At 65.3% G+C, this 26,543-nt stretch carries 22 protein-coding genes; 17 read left to right on the forward strand and 5 right to left on the reverse strand.

The features are described from left to right. Positions 1–201: 201 nt before the first annotated feature. Genes SJY40_RS15560 through SJY40_RS15585 form a run of 6 tightly spaced genes read left to right on the forward strand, consistent with a single transcriptional unit; the run spans position 202 to position 6,490 of the window. Complete coding sequence (locus tag SJY40_RS15560) at positions 202–1,695, forward strand: ABC transporter substrate-binding protein (RefSeq protein WP_378948810.1); 1,494 nt, start codon at positions 202–204, stop codon at positions 1,693–1,695. A gap of 7 nt (positions 1,696–1,702) precedes the next feature. Continuing rightward, complete coding sequence (locus SJY40_RS15565; RefSeq protein ID WP_378948813.1) at positions 1,703–2,650, forward strand: ABC transporter permease; 948 nt, start codon at positions 1,703–1,705, stop codon at positions 2,648–2,650. After that, entirely contained in the window at positions 2,647–3,465 is an 819-nt protein-coding gene (locus SJY40_RS15570) for an ABC transporter permease (protein WP_378948816.1), read from the forward strand. Before SJY40_RS15565 ends, SJY40_RS15570 begins: the two co-directional genes overlap by 4 nt. Further along, positions 3,462–4,253, forward strand: a complete 792-nt coding sequence (locus SJY40_RS15575; protein ID WP_378948819.1) for an ATP-binding cassette domain-containing protein — start codon at positions 3,462–3,464, stop codon at positions 4,251–4,253. Before SJY40_RS15570 ends, SJY40_RS15575 begins: the two co-directional genes overlap by 4 nt. Beyond that, a complete protein-coding gene (locus tag SJY40_RS15580; RefSeq protein ID WP_378948822.1) occupies positions 4,250–5,053 on the forward strand; it encodes an ATP-binding cassette domain-containing protein in 804 nt (267 codons plus the stop codon). Before SJY40_RS15575 ends, SJY40_RS15580 begins: the two co-directional genes overlap by 4 nt. A 27-nt stretch (positions 5,054–5,080) precedes the next feature. Continuing rightward, on the forward strand, positions 5,081–6,490 hold the full coding sequence (locus tag SJY40_RS15585; RefSeq protein ID WP_378948825.1) for an amidase: 1,410 nt from the start codon (positions 5,081–5,083) through the stop codon (positions 6,488–6,490). Here the strand turns inward: SJY40_RS15585 and SJY40_RS15590 are convergent. Further along, on the reverse strand, positions 6,487–6,960 hold the full coding sequence (locus SJY40_RS15590; RefSeq protein WP_378948828.1) for a DUF421 domain-containing protein: 474 nt from the start codon (positions 6,958–6,960) through the stop codon (positions 6,487–6,489). The genes SJY40_RS15585 and SJY40_RS15590 overlap by 4 nt on opposite strands. 191 nt (positions 6,961–7,151) lie before the next feature. Between SJY40_RS15590 and SJY40_RS15595 the strand changes: the two genes are divergently transcribed. The 4 genes from SJY40_RS15595 (at position 7,152) to xylB (ending at position 14,879) form a co-directional block, all read left to right on the forward strand. Beyond that, complete coding sequence (locus tag SJY40_RS15595) at positions 7,152–8,285, forward strand: efflux RND transporter periplasmic adaptor subunit (protein WP_378948831.1); 1,134 nt, start codon at positions 7,152–7,154, stop codon at positions 8,283–8,285. Next, entirely contained in the window at positions 8,282–11,455 is a 3,174-nt protein-coding gene (locus SJY40_RS15600; RefSeq protein ID WP_378948834.1) for an efflux RND transporter permease subunit, read from the forward strand. The genes SJY40_RS15595 and SJY40_RS15600 overlap by 4 nt, the downstream gene beginning before the upstream one ends. A gap of 14 nt (positions 11,456–11,469) precedes the next feature. After that, positions 11,470–13,314, forward strand: coding sequence for a monovalent cation:proton antiporter-2 (CPA2) family protein (locus tag SJY40_RS15605; protein ID WP_378948837.1), 1,845 nt, complete (start codon positions 11,470–11,472; stop codon positions 13,312–13,314). A 113-nt stretch (positions 13,315–13,427) separates the two neighbouring features. Continuing rightward, the gene (xylB, locus tag SJY40_RS15610; RefSeq protein WP_378948840.1) at positions 13,428–14,879 is read left to right on the forward strand and encodes a xylulokinase; all 1,452 of its coding nucleotides are present in this window, start codon (positions 13,428–13,430) and stop codon (positions 14,877–14,879) included. Here the strand turns inward: xylB and SJY40_RS15615 are convergent. After that, positions 14,870–15,487 carry an autoinducer binding domain-containing protein gene (locus SJY40_RS15615; RefSeq protein WP_378948843.1) on the reverse strand — a complete coding sequence of 206 codons (618 nt, stop codon included), beginning with the start codon at positions 15,485–15,487 and terminating at the stop codon, positions 14,870–14,872. The genes xylB and SJY40_RS15615 overlap by 10 nt on opposite strands. Before the next feature lie 140 nt (positions 15,488–15,627). On the opposite strand from SJY40_RS15615, the gene SJY40_RS15620 reads away from it, so the two are divergent. Then, a complete protein-coding gene (locus tag SJY40_RS15620) occupies positions 15,628–15,834 on the forward strand; it encodes a hypothetical protein (RefSeq protein ID WP_162799045.1) in 207 nt (68 codons plus the stop codon). An 8-nt stretch (positions 15,835–15,842) separates the two neighbouring features. After that, positions 15,843–16,463, forward strand: a complete 621-nt coding sequence (locus SJY40_RS15625; RefSeq protein WP_378948847.1) for an acyl-homoserine-lactone synthase — start codon at positions 15,843–15,845, stop codon at positions 16,461–16,463. Here the strand turns inward: SJY40_RS15625 and SJY40_RS15630 are convergent. From SJY40_RS15630 to SJY40_RS15640, 3 genes are read right to left on the reverse strand one after another with little or no spacing between them, the layout of a single operon-like run. After that, positions 16,460–17,974, reverse strand: a complete 1,515-nt coding sequence (locus SJY40_RS15630) for a PhnE/PtxC family ABC transporter permease (protein ID WP_378948850.1) — start codon at positions 17,972–17,974, stop codon at positions 16,460–16,462. The two genes, SJY40_RS15625 and SJY40_RS15630, sit on opposite strands and share 4 nt — an antisense overlap. After that, complete coding sequence (locus SJY40_RS15635) at positions 17,964–18,623, reverse strand: ATP-binding cassette domain-containing protein (RefSeq protein ID WP_378948853.1); 660 nt, start codon at positions 18,621–18,623, stop codon at positions 17,964–17,966. Before SJY40_RS15635 ends, SJY40_RS15630 begins: the two co-directional genes overlap by 11 nt. A gap of 4 nt (positions 18,624–18,627) precedes the next feature. Beyond that, a complete protein-coding gene (locus SJY40_RS15640; RefSeq protein ID WP_378948856.1) occupies positions 18,628–19,494 on the reverse strand; it encodes a putative selenate ABC transporter substrate-binding protein in 867 nt (288 codons plus the stop codon). A gap of 302 nt (positions 19,495–19,796) precedes the next feature. Between SJY40_RS15640 and fdnG the strand changes: the two genes are divergently transcribed. The 5 genes from fdnG to selA all read left to right on the forward strand — a co-directional run. Next, entirely contained in the window at positions 19,797–22,880 is a 3,084-nt protein-coding gene (gene fdnG, locus SJY40_RS15645) for a formate dehydrogenase-N subunit alpha (protein ID WP_378948859.1), read from the forward strand. After that, positions 22,877–23,863 carry a formate dehydrogenase subunit beta gene (gene fdxH, locus SJY40_RS15650; protein WP_378948862.1) on the forward strand — a complete coding sequence of 329 codons (987 nt, stop codon included), beginning with the start codon at positions 22,877–22,879 and terminating at the stop codon, positions 23,861–23,863. The genes fdnG and fdxH overlap by 4 nt, the downstream gene beginning before the upstream one ends. Next, entirely contained in the window at positions 23,863–24,552 is a 690-nt protein-coding gene (locus tag SJY40_RS15655; protein WP_378948865.1) for a formate dehydrogenase subunit gamma, read from the forward strand. The genes fdxH and SJY40_RS15655 overlap by 1 nt, the downstream gene beginning before the upstream one ends. Before the next feature lie 53 nt (positions 24,553–24,605). Further along, entirely contained in the window at positions 24,606–25,520 is a 915-nt protein-coding gene (gene fdhE, locus SJY40_RS15660) for a formate dehydrogenase accessory protein FdhE (RefSeq protein ID WP_378948868.1), read from the forward strand. After that, a partial coding sequence (gene selA, locus SJY40_RS15665) for an L-seryl-tRNA(Sec) selenium transferase (protein WP_378948871.1) occupies positions 25,520–26,543 on the forward strand: 1,024 nt, incomplete at its 3' end. The genes fdhE and selA, both read left to right, overlap by 1 nt.

Raw genomic sequence — 26,543 nt, forward strand, 5'->3', positions numbered from 1 at the left:
TTGCAGGCGGCATGCATATCGTGCAATTTTTGCATCACTCAGGTCAGAATGGCGATCAGGATGGCAGGTGCGGACAGGCAGGACGCCGATCGCCTGCCGATTGCAGGATGGCGGGCCAGAAGGTGGTTGCCAGCACCCGCAGTTCGGTCACATTGGGACAAAAGGATCGGGATGGCTGCATCCATGGACGGGGACAAGATGATGACCAGACACCTTATTTCGCTGGCCGGCGGCTGTTTGGCCGTCCTGCTGGCGACCGGCACGGCGGGTTTGGCGCAGAATGCCAAAGGCGTGACATTCGCCCAATCGGTCGAACCTCAGGGCCTTGACCCGACCGTGTCGTCACCCGTGGCGGCGGGACAGGTTACCTGGCAGAACGTCTTCGAAGGCCTGGTCGCCATCGACCGCGACGGAGAGATCGTGCCGCAGCTGGCGACCGAATGGACCGTCTCGGACGATGGGCTGACCTATCGCTTCACACTGCGCGAGGGCGTCACCTTTCAGAACGGCACCCCCTTCGACAGCGCCATCGCCAAGTTCGCCATCGACCGCATCCTATCCGAGGGATCGACCAACGGCCAGAAGGCCAATTACACCGCCATCGCGGACGTGCAGGCCCCCGATCCGCAGACGCTGGTCCTGAAGCTGTCGGGTCGCAATGCCGATCTGCTCTATTGGCTGGGCTATCCCGCCGCCGTCATGGTCGAGCCGTCCTCGGCCGATACCAATGGCACCAGCCCCGTGGGCACCGGTCCCTTCAAGGTCGACGAATGGCGCAAGGGCGACCGGGTCATCATGTCGGCATGGGACGGCTATTGGGGCGAGGCCCCTGAGGTTTCCGGCGTGACCGCCCGCTTCATCGGTGATGCGCAGGCGCAGGCGGCGGCGCTGCAATCGGGTCAGGTGGATATCGTCGGCGACCTGAGTGCGCCCGAGCTTTTCGCGCAATTCACCGACGATCTGGGCTTCACCGCCGTCGCAGGCGCAGGCGAGATGGAGGTCGTGGCCGGCATGAACAACGCCCGCCCGCCCTTCGACGATCTGCGCGTGCGGCAGGCGCTGATGATGGCCATCGACCGCCCCAGCCTGGTCGAAGCCGTCAGCGCAGGCGAAGGCACCCCCATCGGCACGCATTTTTCGCCCGCCAATCCGCTGTATCAGGACCTGACGGACCTGTTCCCCTATGACCCCGACAAGGCGCGCACCCTGCTGGCCGAGGCAGGGCACGGCGATGGTTTCAGCTTTGACTTCAAGGTGCCGAACCGCGATTACGCCCAACGCTCGGCCCAGATCATGCAGGCCTTCTTCGCGCAGATCGGGGTGACGGCGAACATCCAGACCTCGGATTTTCCGGCGGCCTGGATTCAGGATGTGTTCAAGGACACCAATTACGACATGACCATCATCGGCCATGCCGAGCCCCTGGACATCGGCATCTATGCCCGCGATCCCTATTACTTCAACTATGACAACCCGGCCTTCCGCGACCAGATGGCCGCCATCGCCGCCGGGACGAGCGATGCGGAGCGGCAGGAAGGCTATCGCGCCGCCCAAGACATGCTGGCCCGCGACCTGCCGGCGCTGTTCCTGTTTTCCTATCCCAAGCTGGGCGTCTGGAAAGCGGGTCTTGAGGGGGTCTGGGAAAACGGGCCGGTGCCCGCAAACGACATGACCGACGTCCGCTGGACCAAGTGAGCCGCCAATGATCCCACCCCGATTGCGCAGGCTGGCAGCCGCGCTTCTGATGCTGCTGATCACATCGCTGGTGATCTTCCTGCTGATCGAGGCCGCCCCCGGCGATCCGGCCGAGATCATGCTGGGCACCTCGGCGCAGGCCGACACGCTGGCTGCGCTGCGCATCCAGCTGGGGTTGGATCGACCGCTGATGGTGCGCTACGCGGCCTGGCTGGGCGGAGTCGTGACGGGCGATCTGGGGCAGTCCTATACCTATGGCGTGCCAGTGGCGGGGCTGATCGCGGAGCGCATGCTGGTCACGCTGCCGCTGACGCTGATGGCGACGGTGCTGGCTGTCGTGGTCTCGGTCCCGCTTGGGGTGATGGCCGCGGCGCGTCCGGGTCGGGCGGGCGACGGGCTGGCATCGGTCTTTGCGCAGATGGGGATCGCGGTGCCGAACTTCTGGATCGGGCTGCTGCTGATCCTTGCCTTTGCGCTGAAGCTGCGCTGGTTTCCGACGGGCGGCTTTCCGGGCTGGGGCGATGCGGGGATCGGCGCAATCGGGTCGCTGGTTCTGCCCGCCATCGCGCTGGCCATCCCGCAGGCGGCGGTCCTGACCCGCGTCACCCGCGCCGCCGTCCTTGACATCGCATCCGAGGATTTCGTCCGCACCGCCCGCGCCAAGGGCCTGTCGCACCGCCGCGCGCTGTGGCGGCATGTCGTGCCGAACGCGCTGCTGCCGGTGGTGACGATGCTGGGCCTTCAGATCCCCTTCCTGATTTCCGGCGCGGTGCTGGTAGAGAACGTCTTCAACCTGCCCGGCATCGGCACGCTGGCCTATCAGGCGCTGTCGCAGCGCGACCTGATCGTGGTGCAGAACGTCGTCCTGCTGTTCGCGGTCATCGTGCTGGCGGTGAATGCGGGGACCGATGCGCTCTATGCCCGGCTGGACCCGCGGCTGAGGGGGCGGGCATGAGCCGCTGGCCCCTGTCGCTGATCCTAGGCGGGGCGATCACCGTTTTGGTGGCGGGGGCGGCGCTGGTCAGCCGCATCTGGACGCCCGCCGATCCGACGGCCATGGACATCATGGCCCGCCTGCAGGCACCGAACGCGGCGCATTGGTTCGGGACCGACCAGATCGGACGGGACGTGCTGTCGATCATCATGGCGGGGGCCTGGACCTCGCTTGGGATCGCGGTGGTGGCGACGGCCATCGGCGGGGCCTTGGGCACGCTGCTGGGGGTGACCGCCGCCGCCCGCGGTGGCCGGACCGAGCGTCTGGTAATGTCTCTGAACGGCGTGCTCTTCGCCTTTCCGCCGATCCTCTCGGCCATCCTACTGGGTGCGCTGCTGGGGCCGGGCGCGGTGACGGCCATCACCGCCATCGGCGTCTTCATGGTGCCGGTCTTTGCCCGCATCAGCCGCGCGGCCGCCATCCAGATCTGGGCGCGGGACTATATCGCCGCCGCCCGCATGGCAGGCAAGACCGACGCACGCATCACGGCGGAACATGTGCTGCCGAACATCCTGCCGCAAATCATCGTGCAGCTGGCCATCCAGACCGGCCTTGGCATCCTGTCCGAGGCGGGGCTGTCCTTCCTGGGCATGGGCGTGTCGCCGCCCACCCCCAGCTGGGGCCGGATGCTGTCGGAAAGCCAGACCTATCTTGGCACCGCACCCCATCTGGTGCTGGCGCCGGGGCTGGCCATCGCGATCACCGTGCTGGGGCTGAACCTGTTGGGTGACGGGTTGCGCGACCTGACCGATCCAAGACGGGGGCAGCCCGCATGATGCTGGACATCCGCGATCTGCGCGTCACCTTCGGCACCCGACAGGTGCTGCATGGCATCGACCTGTCGCTGGCACGGGGGCGCACGCTTGGGGTCGTGGGCGAATCCGGATCGGGCAAATCGGTGATGGCGCTGGCGGTGATGGGGTTGCTGCCCGGCACCGCACGGGCCACGGGGCGCATCGGCTTCGACGGGCGCGACATCCTGACGATGCCGGAACGCGATCTGTGCCGGCTGCGCGGCAACCGCATCGGCATGATCTTTCAGGAACCGATGACCGCGCTGAACCCCGCCATGCGCATCGGCGCGCAGATCGCCGAGGGGTTGATCCTGCATCAGCGCATGTCCCGCCGCGACGCCCGCAAACGCGCGTTGGAGCTGATGCAGATGGTCCGCATCGCCCGCGCGACCGAGCGCATCGACAGCTTTCCGCACGAGCTTTCGGGCGGCCAACGCCAGCGTGTCGGCATTGCCATGGCGCTGGCCATGAAACCCGATCTGCTGATCGCGGATGAGCCGACGACCGCGCTGGACGTCACCGTTCAAGCGCGCATTCTGGACATTCTGGACGATCTGGTGACCGATCTGGGGATCGCGTTGATGCTGATCTCGCATGATCCCGGGGTGATCGCGCGGATCGCGGATGACACGCTGGTCATGTATCGCGGCACGATGATCGAACATGGCCCGACCGAGCGCATTCTGCGCAGCCCCGGCCACGACTATACCCGCAGCCTGCTGGACGCGATGCCGCGTCGGGTGCGGGAAACCTTGGGGGATGCGCCATGAGGCCCCTGTTGCAGGTCGATCGGCTGACGCGGCATTTCGGTCTGGGTCAGGGTGTGGTCAAGGCGCTGGACGGGGTTTCCCTGACGCTGGAGGCCGGGCACATCCTTGGGGTCGTCGGGGAATCGGGGTCGGGCAAATCCACTTTGGCGCGGATCGTCATGGGGCTGGACCGGCCGTCGGCGGGCAGCGTCCGCATCGCGGGTCGCAACATCTTTGCCATCTCGGCGCGTGATCTGCGCAAGGCGCGGCGCGATTTCCAAATGGTGTTCCAGGACCCCTATGGCTCGCTGGACCCGCGTCATCGCGTCGGTCGGATCATCGCCGAACCGCTGCATCTGGATCCTGACGCCCCCAAAGGGGCAGCCCGCCGCGACCTGATCGGCAGCCTGCTGCAGGATGTCGGGCTGGAGCCCGCCGCGCAGGACCGCTTTCCGCATGAGTTCAGCGGCGGTCAGCGCCAGCGCATCGCCATCGCTCGGGCGCTGATCACCCGCCCCCGTCTGCTGGTCGCGGATGAGGCGACCTCGGCGCTGGACCTGACAGTGCAGCGGCAGATCCTGGACCTGATCCTGAAACTGCGCGCCGAACATGGCATCGCCGTGCTGTTCATCACCCATAATCTGGGCGTCGTTGATGAAATCTGCGACAGCGTCGCCGTCATGAAGGATGGCCGCATCGTCGAGACCGGCCCCATGCGTCAGGTCATGAACAGCCCCGCCCATGACTATACCCGACGCCTGCTGGCGGCCGAGCCGCGTCTGGCCGTGATCGGTCGCAAGCCCCGCCGCCACCCCACCTGAAGCAACCCCGACACGAAGGTCCGCGCCATGCCCGTCCCTGCCAAGACCTCCCATATCCTGGATCGCCCGGCCCGCAGCATCCTGGCCGATTTCCGCAACCGCAGTCTGTCGCCCGTCAACTACATGACGGCCCTGATCGCAAGGGTCGAGGCATCCGAACCCAAGGTCGGCGCGCTGTACCTGTTCCGCCCCGAACGCGCTCTGCAGCAGGCCCGTGCGGCGCAGGAACGCTATGCCAAGGGCGCGCCGATGGGGCCGTTAGACGGCATGCCGGTCACCGTAAAGGAACTGATCGCCACCAAGGGCGATCCGGTGCCGATGGGCACCGCCGCCACCGATCCCCTGCCTGCGCCGCAGGATGCCCCCACCGCCGCGCGCCTGAACGAGGACGGCGCCATCATCTTTGCCAAGACCACCTGCCCCGATTACGGAATGCTGTCGTCGGGGCTGTCCTCATTCCACCCGCTGTCGCGCAATCCGTGGGATCTGTCGCAGAACCCCGGCGGGTCCAGCGCGGGGGCGGCCTCGGCGGGGGCGGCGGGTTACGGGCCGCTGCATATCGGGACCGACATCGGGGGCTCGGTGCGCCTGCCCGCGGGCTGGACGGGGCTGTTCGGCTTCAAGCCGACGCAGGGGCGGGTGCCGATCGACCCCTATTATACCGGACGATGCGCGGGGCCGATGACGCCAACCGTCGATGATGCGGCCCTGCTGATGGGGACGATCACGCGGCCCGACTGGCGGGACGCGACGGCGCTGCCCTATCAGCCGCTGGACTGGGACGCGCCGCCCGCCGATGTGCGCGGCTTGCGGATCGGGCTGATGCTGGACGCGGGTTGCGGCAATCCTGCCGATCCGGAGGTGGTCGAGGCTGTGACCCGTGCGGCGATGCTGTTCGAACAGCACGGTGCGACGGTGATCCCCGTCGCGCCAGTGCTGACGCGCCAGATGCTGGACGGGCTGGATCGCGCATGGCGCGCGCGCTTTTGGTCAATGATCCAGCCCTTGCCCAAGGAAAGACGCGCGCAGATCCTGCCCTATATTCATGACTGGGCGGCCAAGGGGGCCGAGCCAACGCCGCTTCAGGTCGCGGAGGGCTTTGACCAGACCTTCGCCATGCGCCGCGCCACCGCCGAGGCCTTCCGGCAGGTCGATGCCATCCTGTCGCCGGTCAATCCCGATGTGTCATATCCGGCGGAATGGGCCTCGCCCACGAATGATCCCGCGCGGCCCTTCGAACACATCTGCTTTACGGTGCCTTGGAACATGGGCGAACAACCTGCCTGCTCGATCAACTGCGGCATGTCAACGTCCGGCATTCCCATCGGGTTGCAGATCATCGCACCACGTTTTCATGACGTTGCCGTCATGACCCTCGCCCGCGCCTATGAGGCATGGCGCGGGCCGATGACGGATTGGCCGCGTTTCGACGCCTAGGCCACCACCGACAGCGAACCGTCGGTTTCCAGAACAACGGACTGCACCGATGCTTCGTCATCATGCCCGGCCTGACGCAAAGCCGCCTGAATTTCTTCCGGGGTGATGCGTTGGCGCCGCATGCTGTCTTCCAGATATTGACCGCGATGCACCAGCAGCGTCGGTTCGGATTTGATCAGGTCACGGAACCTCTGGGACCGAACCGAGATGCTGGTGATGACGAATTGCAGCCCGATCAGCAGGGCCAGCGCCAGCATTCCTTCGGCCAGCGGGACGTTATCGCTAAGCAGCACCGTCGCCAGGATCGACCCAAGCGCCACTGTCACCACCAGATCAAAGGCGTTCATTTTGCTAAGGGTGCGTTTGCCCGACACCCGCAGCATGATCACCAGACCAAGATAGCCGAAGGTGCCGACGGCAAGAACGCGCCACAGCCCGAACCAGGTATCGTAGAAGATCGGATCGCTCATGCCGGGGCCTTTCCTGTGGTTTTCGCCATCGGGGGTCAACCGACAGGGTGGGCCATCGTTCCCTGCAAAGGCGTTGCGACGCGACCTATTGGCGCAAGGATTGAACGGGCAACGCATGTGCGCTTGGCCCGCAGGACGGAATGTCGCAAGGTGGCACGACCGACCCCCATGCCACAGGAACCACGTGTCCGATGAACGAACTGCGCGATCCGCATTCCCCCGCCGCCCTGCATTTCGCGGATGAACGCGGCGCGGCCCGGTCCAAATGGGTCGCGGGCATCCTGGCGCTGGTGCTGATCGCCTGGATGGGCAGCGGCTATATCCTGCCCGCCCCGCCCCAAGACGCCAACACCCCGGTCGAGCCGGTCAAGGCCATCACCGTCGCCGTGCGCGACAGCAAGGCGCAGGACGTCACACAGGTCTTCACCGCCGAGGGCCAGGCCCAACCCGACCGCCGGACCGTCCTGCGCGCCGAGATCGGCGGCGACGTGGCCGTCCTGTCGGTCCGGCGCGGGCAATACCTGGCGCAGGGCGACATCATCGCAAGGCTGGGGACCCGCGAACAGGAGGCCGACTTCGCCCGCGCCCAGCAGGAACTGGCCGCCGCGCAGCGCGATTTCGACAATGCCGAAACGCTGCTGGCGCGGGGGGTGGCGACGACGGATCGCGTGTCGCAGGCGCGGGCGGCGCTGGCGCGGGCGCAATCCGAACTGGCGCAGGCCGAGGAAGGCGTCGATGCCGCCGTGATCCGCGCGCCCTTCGACGGCAGGCTGGACGCGCTGGACCTTGAAGAGGGCGCCTATGTCCCCGCCGGCACCGAGGTCGGCACCATGCTGGACATCGACCCCTTGAAGATCGTCATTCAGGTGCCCCAGCAGGCCCTGTCGCGCATCCGCGAAGGCAGCAGCGCCACGGTCAACTTCATCACCGGGCAGCAAATCGAAGGCACCGTCGAATATGTCAGCAAGGACGCCGTGACCCAGACCCGCACCTTCCGCGCCGAAATCGCCGTGCCGAACCCGGATGGCGACATCGCCTCGGGGTTGTCGGTGACGGTGGCGATCCCGACGGGGCAGATGTCGGCGCATTTTATCTCTCCGGCGATCCTGTCGCTTGGGACGGACGGACAGCTGGGCGTCAAGACGGTTCAGGACGACGACACGGTGGCCTTCCATCCGGTCGTGGTGGAACAGGCGCAGACCGACGGTGTCTGGGTCAGCGGATTGCCCGACGAGGCGCGCATCATCACCATCGGCCAAGGCTTTGTCGGCGCGGGCGAACCCGTCGTCGCCACCCCCGAGGATCAGTCCGGGGCCGCAGAATGAACGGGTTGATCGACGCCGCCTTCGACCGCGCGCGCGTGGTGGTCATGGTGCTGTCCCTGATCCTGACGGTCGGGGCCGTAACCTATGTGGCGATCCCCAAGGAAAGCTCGCCCGAGATTCCGATCCCCACCGTCTATGTCTCGACCACGCTGGAAGGCATCGCCCCCGAGGACGCCGAACGCCTGCTGGTCGAACCGCTGGAAACCGAACTGTCGGCCCTGACCGGTCTGAAGGGCGTGACCGCCACCGCCGCCGAAGGCTATGCCAGCGTGCAACTGGAATTCGAGCCGGGCTTCGACGCCGATGCCGCATTGGACAAGGTCCGCGAGGCCGTTGACCGCGCCAGCAACGAACTGCCCGAGGATGCGACCGATCCGGTCGTCACGGAAATCAACACCGCGCTCTTTCCCATCCTGACCACCATCCTGTCAGGCCCCGTTCCCGAACGCACGCTGAACGCCTTGGCCGACGATCTGAAGGACCGGCTGGAGGGGGTTCAGGGCGTCCTTGAGGTCGATATCGGCGGGGAACGGGTCGAACTGCTGGAGGTGCTGATCGACCCCACCGTCTTCGAGACCTATGACATCTCGTTCGACGAGCTGATCGGCCAGATCAACCGCAACAACCGCCTGATCGCGGCGGGGGCCATCGAAAACGGCGCGGGCCGCATCGTGCTGAAGGTCCCCGGCCTGATCGAGGATCTGACCGACCTGATGGAACTGCCCGTCAAGGTGCGCGGCGACACGGTCGTGACCTTTGCCGACGTGGCCACCGTGCGCCGCACCTATGAGGACCCGTCAGGTTTTGCGCGCATCAACGGCCAGCCCGCGCTCGCATTGGAGATCAAGAAACGCGTCGGTGCCAATATCATCGAGACCGTCGCCGCCATCCGCACCGAGATCGAGGCGGCGCAGGCCGATTGGCCCGACAGCGTCCGCATCAACGACATGCAGGACGAAAGCGAACAGGTCCAGTCGATGCTGTCCGACCTGGAATCCAACGTCATCGCGGCGGTGCTGCTGGTGATGATCGTGATTGTCTGGGCACTTGGACTGCGATCCTCGATCCTGGTGGGGCTGGCCATTCCGGGGGCCTTCCTGGCAGGGGTCTCGGCGCTCTATTTCATGGGGCTGACGATGAACATCGTCGTGCTGTTCAGTCTGATCCTGGTGGTCGGCATGCTGGTCGATGGCGCCATCGTCACCGTGGAACTGGCCGACCGGCTGCTGCACGAAGGCCTGTCGCCCAAGGACGCCTATGCCCGCGCCGCCAAGCGCATGTCATGGCCGATCATCGCATCCACCGCGACGACGCTCAGCGTGTTCTTTCCGCTGCTGTTCTGGTCGGGGACGGTGGGCGAATTCATGAAGTTCCTGCCCATCACGGTGATCCTGACGCTAACGGCATCGCTGTTCATGGCGCTGGTCTTCATCCCGGTCGTCGGCGGCGTCATCGGCCGCCGCCAGCCACAATCGGCCCGCCAGAAGCGTCAGATCGCCGCCGCCGAAACCGGCGATCCGCGCGACATGACGGGGGCTGCGGGAGCCTATGTCCGGGCGCTGGAATGGGCGATCCTGCGGCCCGGGCGGACGCTGCTGTTTTCGATCATGCTGCTGATCGCGGCGTTCCTGGGCTATGGCCAGTTCGGCAACGGCATCAGCTTCTTCCCCTCGATCGAGCCGGATTTCGCGCAGGTCGAGGTGCGGGCGCGGGACAATTTCTCGATCTATGAAAAGGATGCGCTGGTCCGGCGGGTCGAGGACCGCTTGCTGTCCTATGATGCCGTCCACAGCGTCTATGCCCGCAGCGGGTCCAGCCAGCAGGCCGACAAGGAGGTCATCGGCACCATCCAGCTGGAATTGACCGAATGGGACACCCGCCCCCCCGCCGAACAGATCGCCGACCAGATCCGCCGCGACATGGCGCAGATCCCCGGCATCGACGTGCAGGTCCAGACCCAAGCGGATGGTCCCGCGGCGGGCAAGCCGATCAGTCTGGAAATCGCCGCCCGCGACCGTGACCTGCAGGCGCAGGCGGTCACCGCCATCCGCGACCGCATGGACCGCATCGGCGGCTTTACCGACGTCACCGACACGCGCGCCCTGCCCGGCGTCGAATGGGCCATTACGCTGGACCGGTCCGAGGCCGCGCGTTTCGGCGCCGATGTCGCCCTGCTGGGACAGGCGGTGCAACTGCTGACCCAAGGCATCACGGTGGCCGAATACCGCCCCGACGATGCCGAGGGCACGGTTGACATCCGCGTCCGTTTCCCGGCGGGCGACCGCACGCTGGCGGAACTGGAGAGCCTGCGCGTGCCGACCACCTCGGGTCTGGTGCCGGTCACCAATTTCGTCACCTTCAGCCCCGCCCCGCGCAGCGGCACCATCAAGCGGGTCGATGAACGTCGTGTGACCACCATCGCCGCCAATGTCGCGCCGGGTCTGCTGGTCAACGACCAGATCGTGGCGCTGCGATCGGCCCTGACGCAGATGGATCTGCCCGAGGGCGTCACTTGGTCCTTCGCGGGCGAGGCCGAGGATCAGCAGGACGCGATGATCTTTCTGGCGGGTGCCTTTGCCGCCGCCATCGGCATGATGATCGTGATCCTGGTCGTGCAGTTCAACAGCTTCTTCCAGGCCTTCGTGGTCATGACGGCCATCGTCTTTTCGGTGGCGGGCGTCCTGCTGGGGCTGTTGGTCACGGGGCGGCCCTTCGGCATCGTTATGGGCGGTATCGGGGTCATCGCGCTGGCGGGCATCGTGGTGAACAACAACATCGTGCTGATTGACACCTACAACGACCTCAAGAAGTCGGGCATGCCCCCGCTGGAGGCCGCGCTGCGCACCGGCGCGCAACGCCTGCGGCCCGTCATCCTGACGTCGGTCACGACCGCGCTTGGGCTGATGCCGATGGTGATCGGCGTCAGCATCGACTTCTTCCGCCGCGAGATCATCTATGGCGCGCCCTCGACCCAGTGGTGGACGGAACTCAGCGCGGCCATCGCGGGCGGGTTGATGGTGGCGACGGTGCTGACGCTGATCGTCACGCCCGCCATGCTGATGCTGGGCGAACAGGCAGGCGCATGGCGGCGTGCCCGCAGGCAGCGGCGCGGCAAGGGGGTGGACAATCCCCGCCGCCCTGCCCGATTGTCGCAAGACAGCTTCCATTGACGAAGGACTGACCGATGACCGATGTCCTGCTGCTGGCTTTCCTGTTCCTGATCGCGGGTGTCGTGTCCGTGCCCATCGCATCACGCCTTGGGCTGGGATCGGTGCTAGGCTATCTGATCGCCGGGATCATCCTCAGCCCGGTGCTGGCGCTGCTGAAGGTCGATGTGCTGTCCATCCAGCATTTCGCGGAATTCGGCGTGGTGATGATGCTGTTTCTTGTGGGTCTTGAACTGGAGCCCAAGCTGCTCTGGGACATGCGGATGCGCCTGCTGGGGCTGGGCGGGCTGCAGGTCGCGCTCAGCGCCGGGTTGATCGCGGCGGGCGCACTGGCGCTTGGGCTGGCATGGCCAATGGCGGTGGCGGTCGGGTTGATTTTTGCGCTGTCCTCGACCGCGATCGTGCTGCAGACCCTGACCGAGAAGGGCCTGATGAAAAGCGACGGCGGGCAGGCCGGGTTTTCCGTGCTGCTGTTTCAGGACATCGCCGTCATTCCGATGCTGGCCTTCCTGCCCCTGCTGGCCATGTCGGGCGGATCGCACCATCAGACGGATGCCCATGATGGCGGCATGTCGCTGGTCGACGGGCTGCAGGGCTGGCAGACCGGCATCGTCACGCTGCTGGCCATCGGGCTGGTGATCGCGGGCGGCACCTATCTGACGCGACCCGTCTTCCGCTTCATTGCCCAGGCCAACCTGCGCGAGATCTTCATCGCTGCCGCCCTGACCTTCGTGATCGGCACGGCCCTGCTGATGTCGCTGGTGGGGCTGTCGCCCGCGCTTGGGACATTTCTGGCCGGGGTGGTGCTGGCCAACAGCGAATACCGCCATGAACTGGAAAGCGACATCGATCCCTTCCGGGGGCTGCTGCTGGGGCTGTTCTTCATGACCGTCGGCGCGGCCATCGACTTCGGGCTGCTGGCAAGCGAACCGCTGATGATCGTCGGTCTGGCGCTTGGCGTCATGGCCATCAAGGCGGGTGTGCTGCTGGCCCTTGCGCGGGTCTTCGGGGTGCGCGACGAACAGGGCTGGCTGTTCGGCATTGGGCTGGCGCAAGCCGGGGAATTCGGCTTTGTGCTGATCTCTTTCGCGACGGCCAACGCGGTGCTGCCTGACAATATCGCGCCGCGGCTGACACTGATCGTGACGCTGTCGATGATGCTGACGCCGCTGCTGTTCATCCTTTACGACCGGGTGATCCTGCCCCGGTATCACGCGGCGGAACCTGTCGATGCCGATACGATCACATCGCCCAGCCATATCATCATCGCCGGTCACGGGCGTTTCGGCGGTATCATCAACCGTATGCTGCTGAGCGCGGGGCATGAAACGACGGTGCTGGACCATTCCTCGGCTCAGCTTGAGATGCTGCGCGCCTTCGGGGTCCGTGCCTTCTATGGCGATGCCACCCGTCCCGATCTGCTGCGCGCCGCCGGGCTGGAAACCGCGACGGTGCTGGTCATCGCCATCGACAACCGCGATCAGACGACCGAGATGGTGCGCTATGTCCGCCAGACCTATCCGCATGTCCATATCACCGCCCGCGCCCGCGATCAGAGCCACGTCTATGAACTGTGGGCGGCGGGCTGTCGCGATGTCATCCGCGAAACCTTCGACAGCGCGGTGCGCGCGGGGCGTTCCGTCTATGAGGCGCTTGGTGTGCCCCGCGATCAGGCCGAACTGACCGCCCGCAGCTTTGTCGCCCACAATCAGCGCACCATCCGCGAGCTGGCCGACCTGCACGACCCCGAGGTGCCGCCCCAGCACAACGCCGCCTATCTGAAGCGCGCGCGCGAGCTGATGGACGAACAGACGGCCCAGATGCGGGCGCGGGGCCAGACCCATACCGATGCCAGTTCCTGACACTTGAACCATGCGGATTTTTCCCGCCCGCGGAAAATATCCCGCGCCGGATTTGACGCGGGTCTGGCGCTGCGCCACAAACGGGCACGGGTCGATCTGGGGGGAATGACGACATGAGCTATCTTGGTATCGATCTGGGGACTTCGGGTCTGCGGGCGCTTCTGGTCGGCGACGACGGCCAGCCTATCGGCGCGACCGAACAGCATTACCGTGCCAGCAATCCTCACCCCGGATGGTCCGAACAGGACCCCGCCGATTGGGTGACGGCCTTTCAAGACGCGGTTGCGACCCTGCGCGACAACCACCGAGAATTTACGGACCTGCGCGGCATCGCGGTCGCGGGACATATGCATGGCGCGACGGTATTGGGGGCGGATGATGCGGTGCTGCGGCCCTGCATCCTGTGGAACGACACCCGCAGTCACGCGCAGGCCGCCCGGCTGGACGCGCAGCCGGAATTTCGCGATCTGACCGGCAATATCGTCTTTCCGGGCTTCACCGCCCCCAAGCTGGACTGGATGGCCGAACATGAACCCGACCTGCGGGCCAAGGCCGCGCGCGTGCTGCTGCCTGCCGCCTATCTGAACCTGTGGCTGACGGGCGATCATGTTGGCGATCTTTCGGATGCCTCGGGCACAGGATGGCTGGACACCGGCGCGCGGGACTGGTCCGACGATCTGCTGCAACGCACCGGCCTGACCCGCGATCAGATGCCCCGGCTGGTCGAGGGTTGTGCCCCCGCCGGAACCCTGCGCGCCGATCTGGCCGCCGAATGGGGCCTGCGCGGGACCGTCATCGTGGCGGGTGGCGCAGGCGATAATGCCGCCGCCGCCTGCGGTATCGGTGCCATGACCGAGGGCGCGGGCTTCGTCTCGCTTGGCACCTCGGGGGTGTTGCTGATGGCGCGGGACGGATACCGGCCTGCGCCCGAAACCGCGCTGCACAGCTTTTGTCACGCGGTGCCGGACACTTGGTACCAGATGGGCGTCATGCTGTCGGCGACCGATTGCCTGAACTGGCTGTCGCGGATCACCGGCGCGACCCCTGCCGAACTGACCGCCGATCTGGGCGATCTGCGCGCACCGGGGGCGGTGCGTTTCCTGCCCTATCTGTCGGGCGAACGCACGCCGCACAACGACCCGACCATCCGCGGCAGCTTTACCGGTCTGGCGCTGGCCACCGACCGCAACGACATGACCCGTGCCGTGCTGGAGGGGGTGGCCTTAGGTCTGCGCGACAGCCTCGAGGCCCTGCGCGCCACCGGCGCCCGTCCCGACAGCCTGATGGCCATCGGCGGCGGTGCGCGGTCACGATACTGGTTGCAGGTGATCGCCACCGCGCTGGACATGACGCTGGAGCTGCCCGCCGGGGGCGAGTTCGGCGCAGCGCTCGGGGCGGCGCGACTGGCGATGGTGGCCTCGGGGGCGGGCGATGTGGCGCAGGTGATGACCCCGCCGCAGATCACCGACCGCGTGGCGCCGGACCCCGCACTGCGTGCGGCCTTCGATGATGCATACGCCGGTTTCTGTGCCGCCTATCCAGCCATCGCCACCGCTCAGAGATAATTGCGCGCCACCGCGATCGCCACGGCCTGGGTCCGGCTTTTCGCCCCCAGCTTGGCGCAGGCCTTCAGTGCGCGCTGCTTGACGGTGGATTCCGCGATGCCCAACAGCGTCGCGGTTTCCTGCTGTCCCTGCCCGTCGCGGAAACAGCGCAGCACGTCCAGTTCGGCCGCGGTCAGGGCGGCGCGGTTCAGCACCATGTCCGTCCACAGGTGGAACTTGGCCGAACAGCCCGCGATCTCATCGTCGGTGAATTCGCGTTCGGGATGCGACAGGGTCAGGAACGACCGCTTGCCCGCCACCTTGCGGGAAATTGCGACCCCGTGGTTCAGCCGGAACTTCTTGGCCGCCGACATAACGCCACGCAGGTCGGGGATGCGCACTTCGGACCAGCGTGCGGCGCCGTCATGGGTCATGGTCCACATCGCAATGGGATCGCCGAAGAAGTAATTGCGGTCCTCATAGATCTTCCGCCACGCATCGGGATAGGCGTTGTACAGATGTTCCGGCCCCCGATAAGTCAGGTTGAACCCCATGATCCAGCCGCTTGGGGCCATCGCATGCATCTTGGCGATTTCGTCGTCGAAATTCGGTATCAGATCGTTCAGCATGTCATGCCCATATTGCGTGACCTGCAGGATATGCCTTTTCGGACATACTGAAAAGGCAGGTTGTCCGGTTTTTACAAGACAGATGCATCTTCGGAGCGCACCCTCCCGGCGGTAATCACGCCAACAGGAGACATGCGATGATGGCACATATCAAGGAACCCAAGCTGGCCACGGCCGAATTCAGCCGTGACATGGTGGAAACCATGCTGACCTATTTCGACGCCTATGCCGAAGAAGGCGTCCTGCAGGTCGAGGTGACCTCATGGGGATTGTGGCTGCCCAACAAGGTGACCGGCGGACGCCAGTTCCTGGGGCTGGCCAAGCTGCCCGACGGCATCCGGCAGTAAGGGGGGACATGAAGATGACACGCACCCCCGCCAACGACATCACCGTCGAACTGATCTGCCTGCCGCGCGACATGGCGCGGTTCGATCTGGTCACCAGCTTCTTTAAGCTGCGCAAGCAGATCTTCGTGGACCGCATGGCCTGGCCGCTGCACCACGCCGAGGGCATCGAGTTCGAGCAGTATGACACCTTCGACACCGTCTATGTCATCGCGCATCGCGACGGGCAGGCCGTCGGCGGTGCCAGGCTGAAGCGCACCGACAAGATGTTCGGTGCCGGCAAGGTGGTCTATTCCTATATGATCCGCGATGCGCATCTGGGCCTGCTGCCCGGCATGCCCACCAACCTCTGCCACGAGGAACCGCCCGTCGATGCCGGCGCATGGGAGCTGACGCGCTTTGCGTCCCTGCCGCTGCCCGGTCTGGCGGAACGCATCCTCGAGGCCGCGAACACCCATCTGCATGCGGTCGGCGCCAGCGACTGCCTGTTCCTGGGACCGCCCGCCTTCTTGCGGATGGCGGCACGCCTCGGCTGGACGCCGCGCCCGATGGGCGATCTGGTCTCGAACGACGATGGCAAGTTCCTGGCCTTTGCCTGCGCGGTGCGCGGCCCGTCACCCATCAACGTCTAGGTTCGGCCTGCCTGCCGGGCCGACCGGCCCGGCAAGGCATCCCTGCGTTGCAATTCGCCCGCCCCGATGCGGGCGCGGATGCCCCGCGACAGGGCATCGATCGCAATCGTCACCAGCGCGGTGGCGACAAGGATGACGACTGCGCGATCCATGCGCAGCGCAACGATGGCGTCGTCCAGATAGAAGCCAAGCGTGGCGACCCCCAACAGCCCCAGAATGGCGCTTTCGCGGATGATGATCTCCCAACGGTACAGGCACAGGGCGACAAAGCTGCCGAACAGGCGCGGTACGACCTCCCACCCCCAAAGTGTCAGGCCGCGCGGTGCGTCGGGGCGCAGGGTCAGCATGCGGGCCTGACGTCCCAGAAGATGGCCGATGATCGCCCCGTTGTGCAGCCCAAGCGCCAGGATGGCGGGCAGCATCGACGGCCCGAAGACCTGCAGGAACAGATAGGCCAGCATGTATTCGGGGAAGGACCGCAGCAGCACCAGCACCAGATGCCCCAGCCACGCGCCGATGCGCCCACTGATCCGCGGCACGATCAGCGCCTGCCCCACGAAGGCCAGCGCGCCCGCCAGGATCAGCGCCAGCTGCGCCACGACCAGCGTCGCCCCCAGCCCCGGCAGGATGGACCCCGTGAGCAGATCCTGAAGCCAAGGCCACAGCGCCGCAGGATCGCCCGCCCGCAAGGGGGCCGGTACGATGTCCTGGGTCAGGAAACGCCAAAGCGCCCCCTGCCCCATCGGCGGCGAACTGACCTGCGTCAGCACCGCGACCGCCGCCGCCAGCCAGGCAAGCGCCAGACGCGGACGCATCCATTGGCGCACCGTCGCGATCAGCAGGACATAGATCGCCATCACCGCGCCCGCCGCGCCATAGTTTCCCAGCTTGAAGAAGCTGTCCAACTGATAGCCAAGCGTCGGCAGCCCCACGAAGCCCAGGACCGCCGAGGACCGCAGCCCGCATTCCAGCCGATAGAGCGCATAGCTGACCATCTGAGGCCGCGCCAAGGGCGCCCGCGCCCACAGAAAGCGCGTCAAAGGGTCAACGCGCGGGCCCAGCCATCGTGACGGGCGGGGGTCGGCCTCGTCCAGGATCTCGGAGAGGACCTTGGCGAAGATGCCGGCATAGGGCAGCGCGATGGCCAGCAGCCCCGACCACACGCTGATGCCAAAGACCTGCAACAGCAGCAGGGCCCAGAACAATTCGTGGACCGACCGCAGGGCGATGGCCAGCCAGCGCACGGGGCGCAGGCGATAGAAGGGGGCCAGCGCCAGCCCCGCCAACCCACCAAGCGCCACGCCCGCCACGGCAAAGGCGACGGTCAGCGCGACGGCCCATCCGATCTGCTCGACCGCGGTGAAATCGGGCGACAGGAAGCCGCGGGCCATGCGCCCCAATTCGGCCCATGGGTCGTGGCCTGCCGTCGCCAGATCGGCAAAGGGCAGGCAGATCACGGCCAGCGCGACGAAGACCGCGACCAAACCGCCGCGCGACAACCTAGCGGGCATAGAGTGCCTCGGTCCGGGCGGGGTTCAGCTGATCGGCGGGCAGGTCGAACAGCACCGCGCCATCCTTCAGCCCGATGATGCGGGTGGCAAAGGCGCGGGCGATGGCCACGTCGTGCAGGGCCAGAATAGCGGTCGGGAAAGCGTGGTGGATCTGATCGGCCAAGGCCAGCGCCTGACGCGGATCGACGGCAGAGAGCGGTTCGTCCCCGACGATGACGTCGCCGCCGCGATGGAAGGCACGGGCCAGAGCCACGCGTTGTTGCTGGCCGCCGGACAGGGTCTCGACCGCGCGGTCGGCCTGATCGGTCAGGCCGACGCGATCCAGATCCGACAGGCCCGCGGTCCGGTCCACCCGCGACGGGTGGATCAGGGTGCGTAGGTTGCGCAGCGCCCCGTGATCGTCCAGCCGCCCCATCAGCACATTGCGCAGCGCTGACAGTTGCGGGACCAGCGCGTGATCCTGCGGCACCAGCGCGACGCGCAGGTCGCGTTTCAGCAGAGCATCGCGCAGGGCGGTCAGCAAGGTCGATTTCCCCGACCCGCTGCGTCCCAGCAGTGCGACGCGCTGGCCGGGGGCGATGGCAAGGCGCAGGTCACGCAGCACCGGCGCGCCGTCATAGCCCAGATCGACCCCGTCCAGCAGTTGCAAGCGATTACTCCAGAAGGTCCAGCTGGCGTCCGACCTGCTCGATCGGGGCGTAATCATCATTGGTGGCGGGCACGAAGGACGCGCGCGGGAAGGCGGCCAGCAGGTCAGGATCGTCCATGCCGATCAGCGCGGCCTGCACCTTGTCGGCGAAACCTTCGCCCCAACGGGTATCGACGTCGCCGCGGATCGTCCAGTTGTAATCGGGGTAAGGCGGGGTCTTCCAGATGATCTTGGCGGTCTCGATTTCCGGGGCACCTTCGGTCACGGCCTGATCATAGACGGTGAAATTCAGCGCCCCGACCTGCCACGCACCCGATGCCACCAGTCGCAGCGTCTGCGCATGATCGCCCGAGAAGCCGACGCGACCGAAGAATTCCTCGGGGGCTTCGCCGGTCTGTTCGCGGATCTGATAGTCGGGCATCAGGCGGCCCGAGGTCGAGGTCTTGGCACCGAAGGTGAACGACATGCCGCGGGCTTCCTCGGGGAAGTCCTCGGATTCGGTCAGGCCGGTTTCGGTATTGGCGATGAAATAGGTGACGAAGCTGGTGTCTTCCTCGCCCTGCGCGATGGCGCGGGCATCGGGGACCAACAGACGGGCCTGAACGCCCGACAGACCGCCGAACCAGGCCAGCTGCACCTGATCGTTGCGGAAGGCGGTGACGGCGGCGGGATAGGATTTCACCGGCACGAACTCGACCGGCACATCCAGCTGCTGCGACAAATAGTCCGCGACCGCGCCGAAACGTTCGGCCAGACGGGTTTCGTCATCATCGGGGATGGCCGAAAAATACAGGGTGTCCTGAGCCTGGGCGATGCCTGCAAAAGACAGGCAGGCCGCGACGGCCAGGGTGGTCAGACGGGAAAGGGGCATGGGCGGGATCCTTGGCTGCAGATGGCGGAACACGGGGAAAAACGGCGGACCCCGCAAGTCGCAGGCCGGGTCGCGCACCGTGTCGTCAAGCCACCGCCATGCGGTCAAGCCCATCGGCCCAAGCGCACCCGGCGCATTGGCTTTTCACCGCCCTTCTAGCAAGCCCTACACCCCCCGCGCAAGACATCGTGAACAGCAGGTTTCACAGGCTCACGCGCGCGTCAGCTCCCCTTGACTTGGCCGCGAGCGGGGCGGACAATATGGCAGTACCTATCAATTACGACAGGCAGATGGAGGGTCCCATGAATATTGACCTTTCGCGCCGCGGCTTTTTAAGGCTTGCGGGTGCGGGGGTTGCGGCAACGTCGCTCGGAGCCATGGGCTTCGGCGAGGCCGAGGCAGCCGAGGCCGCGCATGTGCGCGCCTTCAAGCTGGCCACGACAACGGAAACACGCAACACTTGCCCCTACTGCTCGGTTGCCTGCGGGATCATCATGTATTCCAAGGGCGATGTGAAGGCCGGCGAAAAAGCCGAACTTCTGCATATCGAAGGTGACGTCGATCACCCGACGAACCGCGGAACGCTGTGCCCCAAGGGCGCCGCGCTGAAGGACTTTGTCCATGCGCCCACGCGCCTGACGCAGCCCCGCGTCCGCCGTGCCGGATCCGACCAGTTCGAGGAAATTTCCTGGGACGAGGCGCTGGACGGCATCGCGCGCGCGATCAAGGACGACCGGGACGAGAACTTCATCGCCAAGAACGATGCGGGCGTCACCGTCAACCGCTGGACGACCGCAGGCTTCCTGGCCGCGTCCGCAACCACCAATGAAACCGCATGGCTGACCTACAAGACGGTCCGCTCCATGGGGATAGTCGGCTTCGATAATCAGGCACGCGTCTGACACGGCCCTACGGTGTCCAGTTTGGGCCCAACATTTGGCCGTGGCGCGATGACCAACGCGTGGACCGACATTAAGAATACCGACCTTGTGGTCGTGATGGGCGGCAATGCCGCCGAGGCGCATCCGTGCGGCTTCAAATGGGTGACCGAGGCAAAGGCACATCGTGGTGCCAAGCTGATCGTGGTCGACCCGCGTTATACCCGCACCGCTTCGGTCGCGGATTACTATGCTCCGATCCGTCCGGGCAGTGACATCGCGTTCCTGATGGGCGCGATCCGCTGGTGCATGGAAAACGACAAGGTCCAGTGGGAATACGTCAAGAACTTTACCAACGCGGCCTTCCTTGTCCGGGAAGACTTCGGGTGGAGTGATGGCCTGTTCACTGGCTATGACGAAGAAAAGCGTGATTTCGACAAGTCCAGCTGGGATTACCAGATTGGCGATGACGGCTATGCGCTGACCGACCCGACGCTGGAAAACCCGCGTTGCGTCTGGCAGATGCTGAAGAAGCATGTCGATGTCTATACGCCCGAATTCGTCGAAAATATCACCGGCACCCCCCGCGACAAGTTCCTGACCATCTGCGAGATGATCGGCGAATGCAGCGCGGTCGACCGGACAATGACGTCGATGTATGCGCTTGGCTGGACACAGCATTCCAAGGGTGGCCAAAACATCCGCGGCATGGCGATGCTTCAGCTGATCCTGGGCAATATCGGCGTTCGTGGTGGCGGCATGAACGCGCTTCGCGGGCATTCCAACATCCAGGGCCTGACCGATCTGGGCCTGATGTCGAACCTGATCCCGGGATATCTGAACATCCCGACCGAGAAGGAACCCGACTGGCAGACCTATATGTCCACGCGGGACTTCAAGCCACTGCAGCCGAACCAGACCAGCTATTGGCAGAACTATTCCAAGTTCATGGTCAGCTTCATGAAGGCGATGTGGGGCGACGCGGCGACGGCGGAAAACGATTGGGCGTTCGATTACCTGCCCAAGCTGGACGTGCCGTCATACGACATCCTGCGCATGTTCGAGCTGATGGACCAAGGCCGGGTGAACCTGTACTTCTGTCAGGGCTTCAACCCGATGCTGTCCTTCCCCCATCGGGGCAAGATCACGACGGCATTGTCGCAGCTGAAGACGCTGGTCGTCATGGACCCGCTGGAAACGGAAACTGCCAACTTCTGGCAGAACCATGGTATCCACAACGACGTCGACACCGCGTCCATCCAGACGCAGGTGTTCCAGTTGCCCACGACCTGTTTCGCCGAAGACGAAGGCGCGCTGGTCAACTCGGGTCGCTGGCTGCAGTGGCACTGGGCGGGGGCGACGCCTCCGGGTCAGGCCAAGCATGACACCTGGATCATGGCGCAGATCTTCCAGCGGGTTCGCAAGTTGTATCAGGAAGAAGGCGGTGCCTTCCCCGATGCCATCATGAACCTGACCTGGGATTACGAAGACCCGAACGAGCCCACCCCCGAGGAACTGGCTCGGGAAATGAACGGCAAGGCGCTGTCTGCCGTTTACGACCCCAAGGACGATACCAAGGTGGTGGCCGAGGCCGGCAAGCAGCTTTCCGGCTTTGGCCAGCTGCGCGACGACGGCTCGACCATGGCGGGTTGCTGGATCTTTTCCGGCAGCTGGACCGAAGATGGCAACATGATGGCGCGGCGGGACAACTCCGATCCCGACGATACCGGCATGTTCCTGAACTGGTCGTTCGCTTGGCCCGCCAACCGGCGGATCCTGTACAACCGCGCTTCGGCGGACATGAACGGCAAGCCGTGGGATCCCACGCGCAAGCTGATCGAGTGGACCGGTGAGAAGTGGGAGGGTTACGACGTGCCCGACATTTCGCCCACCGCGAAACCGTCCGAGGTCGGCCCCTTCATCATGAACCAGGAAGGCGTCTCGCGCCTGTTCACCCGGGGCATGATGCGCGACGGACCTTTCCCGACGCATATGGAGCCGTTCGAAAGCCCCATGGCCAACGTCTTCAACCCGAAGATGCGCGGCAATCCCGTGGCGCGGATCTTCGAAAGCGACGCGGCACGCCTTGGCACCAGCGACGAGTTCCCCTTTGTGGCGACCTCGTACCGCCTGACCGAGCATTTCCACTATTGGACCAAGCACAACGTGGTGAACGCCGCGCTGCAGCCCGAATTCTTTGTGGAGATCAGCGAGGAACTGGCCGCCGAACGTGGCATCAAGAAGGGCGGTCGCGTCCGTGTCTGGGGCAAACGGGGCGAGGTCTGGGCGAAAGCCGTGGTCACCAAGCGCCTGCGTCCGCTGATCTGTGACGGCAAGCCCGTCCATGTGGTGGGCATCCCGCTGCATTGGGGCTTCATGGGGGCCGCCAAGAAAGGTTTCGGGCCGAACAGCCTGACGCCCTTCGTCGGTGACGCCAACACGGATACGCCCGAATTCAAGGCGTTCCTTGTCAATATCGAACCCGCAGCAGAGGAGCCGGTCGCATGAAGGATACTGTCACCGGACCGACCACTGCGGTCTCGAACCCGCCCGTCCAGCCGATGAAGGCGTATTTCGATACGTCTGACATCGTCCGGATTTCGGCGACCAAAGACGTGCCGCAACCCACCCGTCAGCTGGAAAAGCTGGCCAAGCTGATCGATGTGTCCAAATGCATCGGCTGCAAGGCCTGCCAATCCGCCTGCATCGAGTGGAACGACACCAAGCCCGAGATCGAGGAGAACGTGGGGGTCTATGAAAACCCCCACGATCTGACCCCGAACATGTTCACCCTGATGCGCTTCAGCGAATGGGAGAACCCCGAGACCGACGATCTGGAATGGCTGATCCGCAAGGACGGCTGCATGCATTGCGAAGACCCGGGCTGCCTCAAGGCATGCCCGGCCCCCGGCGCGATCGTGCAATATTCCAACGGCATCGTCGATTTCATCCACGACAACTGCATCGGCTGCGGCTATTGCGTCACCGGCTGCCCGTTCAACATTCCGCGGATCAGCCAGGTCGATCACAAGAGCTATAAATGCACCTTGTGTTCCGACCGTGTGGCTGTGGGTCAGGGACCGGCCTGTGCCAAGGCATGTCCGACGCAGGCCATCGTTTTCGGCACCAAGGAAGACATGAAGGCCCATGCCGAAACCCGGATCGAGGATCTGAAATCGCGCGGCTATGACAACGCCGGGCTTTACGATCCGCAGGGCGTCGGCGGCACGCATGTCATGTATGTGCTGCATCATGCCGACAAGCCGGGCATCTATAACAACCTTCCGGAAAACCCGCGGATTTCCCCGTTGGTGGAAGGCTGGAAGGGTGTCACCAAGACCGCCGGTCTGGCTGTCGTGGGGCTTGCCGCCCTTGGCGCGACGCTGCACGGGCTGTTCAGCCGCGGCAACCGCCCCGACGAACATGACGATGACGCCGCCGAAACGCTGGTGGTCGAACGTCGCGATCCCGAAAACGGAGGTCATGTCTGATGGCGCCACGTCCCTTCTACTCCGAACGCGGCGATCACATCGATGGCAAGGCGCCGGTGACGGTCAGCCGTTACCGCGGCTTTACGCGCCTGAACCACTGGGTCACGGCCGCCACGCTGATCGTGCTGGCCGTGTCCGGTCTGGCGCTGTTCCACCCGTCGCTGTATTTCCTGACCAACCTGTTCGGTGGTGGGCAGATCACGCGCTGGCTGCATCCGATTGTCGGTGTGGTGCTGTTCTTCAGCTTCCTGCTGATGTTCGTGCAGCTGTGGCGTCTGAACATACCCAAGCCCGAGGATGTGACCTGGACCACCCGCATCGGCGACGTGGTCAAAGGCAACGAAGACAAGCTGCCCGAACTTGGCAAATACAACGCCGGGCAGAAGTTCGTCTTCTGGGCGATGACCGGTCTGATCCTGTTGTTGATCGTCACCGGCGTGATGATCTGGCAGCAGTTCTTCGGACATCTGGTCAGCATCCCGATGCGGCGCATCGCGGTTGTTCTGCATGCCTTGGCGGCTGTGGCGATCTTGCTGGTCTTCATCCTGCATGTCTATGCGGCGGTCTGGACCCGTGGCACGCTGCGCGCGATGACCCGCGGCACCGTCACAGGTGGCTGGGCATGGCGTCACCATCGGAAGTGGTTGCGCGAAATCGCCAGCCGCGACACAAAAGGCCCGGCAGAGTAATCTGCCGAGGCTTCATCGCCGACCCCCTGTGGCCGGTCGGCCCGGAGAAGACAATGAACACTGTGATCCAACCCGATCCCTCGGCCATCGGCGGCGTCCCCAAGGCGCCGCTGACCTTTTTGCCGGACCCCGCGAAACTGTTCGCGACCCGGGCCGAACGGTTCGAATTTCTGGCCGAACATGGCGGCAATGTCGCCCCCTACCTGCGCTTTCTTGGTGCATTGACGGCAGTGCAGGCACGGCTGGCGGCGGAACTGCCGGCAGCCGATCCCCTGCCCGCTGACCGGATCGAGACCGCCCGCGCCAACCGTATGCCCCCCATCGACCGCGCCGATCTGGCCACCGACGCCGGGCTTTATGCGACGCTGGACCGGCTGCTTGATCTGGCCGCTGACATCGAGATGCCCGAACAGGCGCGCATTGCCTTGCAGGCCGTCAAGGCGGCACCCTTGGCCGACCGTCACTGGTTGCTGGAAAACGTGCTAGCCGACCGCATTCCCGATGACAGTGCCGCAGCGCATCTGTTCGTTGCCGCCGCGGTTCAACTGAATCTGTCGCGGATTGCGGCGACTTTGCCCGCCGATCAGCTGGTGCCGATCCGCACTGGCGTCTGCCCGTCCTGCGGCGGGCGTCCCGCCACATCAAGCGTGGTGGGGATCGGGGTACTGGATGGCGCGCGCTATGCCGCCTGTTCGTGCTGCACGACGCAATGGAACGAGGTTCGTCTGACCTGCCTGTGCTGTGGGTCCACCAAGGGCATCAGCTATCGCAGCGTCGAGACCATCGAGGCCACCGTCCGCGCCGAGGTCTGTTCGGAATGCGACAGCTGGATCAAGGTGCTGTATCAGAACAAGAACCACAGCCTTGAACCCATCGCCGACGATGTCGCCAGCCTTGGGCTGGACCTGATGATGAAGGACACCGACAAGACGCGCGGCGGCTTCAATCCCTTCCTGGTCGGATATTGATGAACGGCTTTCGCGCCCTTCCTTCGGTCGATCAGCTGCTGCAGACGGACAGTGTGCTGCAACTGATCGACACGCATGGTCGCCAGCTGGTGACCGCGACGGCCCGTACTGCGCTGGACGCCGCAAGGGCCGCGATCAGGGAAGGCGCGGACGGTGCGGTGCAGGCGGCGCGGCTGCCGCATCTGATTGCGGCCGATCTGGCAGGGATGGCGCAGACGAACTTGCGGCCGATCCTGAACCTGACGGGAACGGTGCTGCACACCAATCTTGGCCGCGCAATTCTGGCGGATGAAGCGATAGCTGCGGCAACCGACGCCATGTCATCACCGCTGGCGTTGGAATTCGATCTGGCCACCGGCGGGCGCGGGCAGCGCGATGACCATCTGCGCGACATCCTGTGCGAACTGACGGGCGCCGAGGATGCGACCATCGTCAACAATAATGCGGCTGCGGTCCTGATCGCCTTGAACACCTTTGGACAGGGTCGTGATTCGATCGTGTCGCGCGGCGAGCTGATCGAGATCGGCGGCGCCTTCCGCATGCCCGACATCATGTCCCGCGCAGGCACCCGTCTGGTCGAGGTCGGGACCACAAACCGCACCCACCCCCGGGACTATCGTGACGCCATCACCGATACGACGGCGCTGATCCTCAAGGTGCATACCTCGAACTATCGGATCGAGGGCTTCACCGCCGAGGTGGGCGCGACCGAACTGGCGCAGATCGGACGCGAGGCCGGGGTCGTGGTGATGAACGACCTTGGCGCCGGATCGCTGGTCGATCTGTCGCATTATGGGCTGCGCCGCGAACCCACCGTCGCCGAAGCCGTGGCCGAGGGCGCGGATCTGATTACATTCTCGGGCGACAAACTGCTGGGCGGTCCGCAGGCAGGCTTTATTGTCGGGCGGCGCGACCTGATTGCGCAGATCAACAGGAACCCGCTGAAGCGTGCCCTGCGTCTGGACAAAATCCGTATCGCGGCACTGCAGGCAACGCTGAGGCTCTATCGCGATCCCGATCGTC

This window comes from Paracoccus sp. R86501, from assembly GCF_042466435.1.
Taxonomy (GTDB): domain Bacteria; phylum Pseudomonadota; class Alphaproteobacteria; order Rhodobacterales; family Rhodobacteraceae; genus Paracoccus.

What these genes read in the sequence shown, in the direction of transcription:
- SJY40_RS15560 (WP_378948810.1), top strand. Translation starts at nt 202, where the DNA reads ATGACCAGACACCTTATTTCGCTGGCCGGCGGCTGTTTGGCCGTCCTG.
- SJY40_RS15565 (WP_378948813.1), top strand. Translation starts at nt 1,703, where the DNA reads ATGATCCCACCCCGATTGCGCAGGCTGGCAGCCGCGCTTCTGATGCTG.
- SJY40_RS15570 (WP_378948816.1), top strand. Translation starts at nt 2,647, where the DNA reads ATGAGCCGCTGGCCCCTGTCGCTGATCCTAGGCGGGGCGATCACCGTT.
- SJY40_RS15575 (WP_378948819.1), top strand. Translation starts at nt 3,462, where the DNA reads ATGATGCTGGACATCCGCGATCTGCGCGTCACCTTCGGCACCCGACAG.
- SJY40_RS15580 (WP_378948822.1), top strand. Translation starts at nt 4,250, where the DNA reads ATGAGGCCCCTGTTGCAGGTCGATCGGCTGACGCGGCATTTCGGTCTG.
- SJY40_RS15585 (WP_378948825.1), top strand. Translation starts at nt 5,081, where the DNA reads ATGCCCGTCCCTGCCAAGACCTCCCATATCCTGGATCGCCCGGCCCGC.
- SJY40_RS15590 (WP_378948828.1), bottom strand. Translation starts at nt 6,960, where the DNA reads ATGAGCGATCCGATCTTCTACGATACCTGGTTCGGGCTGTGGCGCGTT.
- SJY40_RS15595 (WP_378948831.1), top strand. Translation starts at nt 7,152, where the DNA reads ATGAACGAACTGCGCGATCCGCATTCCCCCGCCGCCCTGCATTTCGCG.
- SJY40_RS15600 (WP_378948834.1), top strand. Translation starts at nt 8,282, where the DNA reads ATGAACGGGTTGATCGACGCCGCCTTCGACCGCGCGCGCGTGGTGGTC.
- SJY40_RS15605 (WP_378948837.1), top strand. Translation starts at nt 11,470, where the DNA reads ATGACCGATGTCCTGCTGCTGGCTTTCCTGTTCCTGATCGCGGGTGTC.
- xylB (WP_378948840.1), top strand. Translation starts at nt 13,428, where the DNA reads ATGAGCTATCTTGGTATCGATCTGGGGACTTCGGGTCTGCGGGCGCTT.
- SJY40_RS15615 (WP_378948843.1), bottom strand. Translation starts at nt 15,487, where the DNA reads ATGCTGAACGATCTGATACCGAATTTCGACGACGAAATCGCCAAGATG.
- SJY40_RS15620 (WP_162799045.1), top strand. Translation starts at nt 15,628, where the DNA reads ATGGCACATATCAAGGAACCCAAGCTGGCCACGGCCGAATTCAGCCGT.
- SJY40_RS15625 (WP_378948847.1), top strand. Translation starts at nt 15,843, where the DNA reads ATGAAGATGACACGCACCCCCGCCAACGACATCACCGTCGAACTGATC.
- SJY40_RS15630 (WP_378948850.1), bottom strand. Translation starts at nt 17,974, where the DNA reads ATGCCCGCTAGGTTGTCGCGCGGCGGTTTGGTCGCGGTCTTCGTCGCG.
- SJY40_RS15640 (WP_378948856.1), bottom strand. Translation starts at nt 19,494, where the DNA reads ATGCCCCTTTCCCGTCTGACCACCCTGGCCGTCGCGGCCTGCCTGTCT.
- fdxH (WP_378948862.1), top strand. Translation starts at nt 22,877, where the DNA reads ATGAAGGATACTGTCACCGGACCGACCACTGCGGTCTCGAACCCGCCC.
- SJY40_RS15655 (WP_378948865.1), top strand. Translation starts at nt 23,863, where the DNA reads ATGGCGCCACGTCCCTTCTACTCCGAACGCGGCGATCACATCGATGGC.
- fdhE (WP_378948868.1), top strand. Translation starts at nt 24,606, where the DNA reads ATGAACACTGTGATCCAACCCGATCCCTCGGCCATCGGCGGCGTCCCC.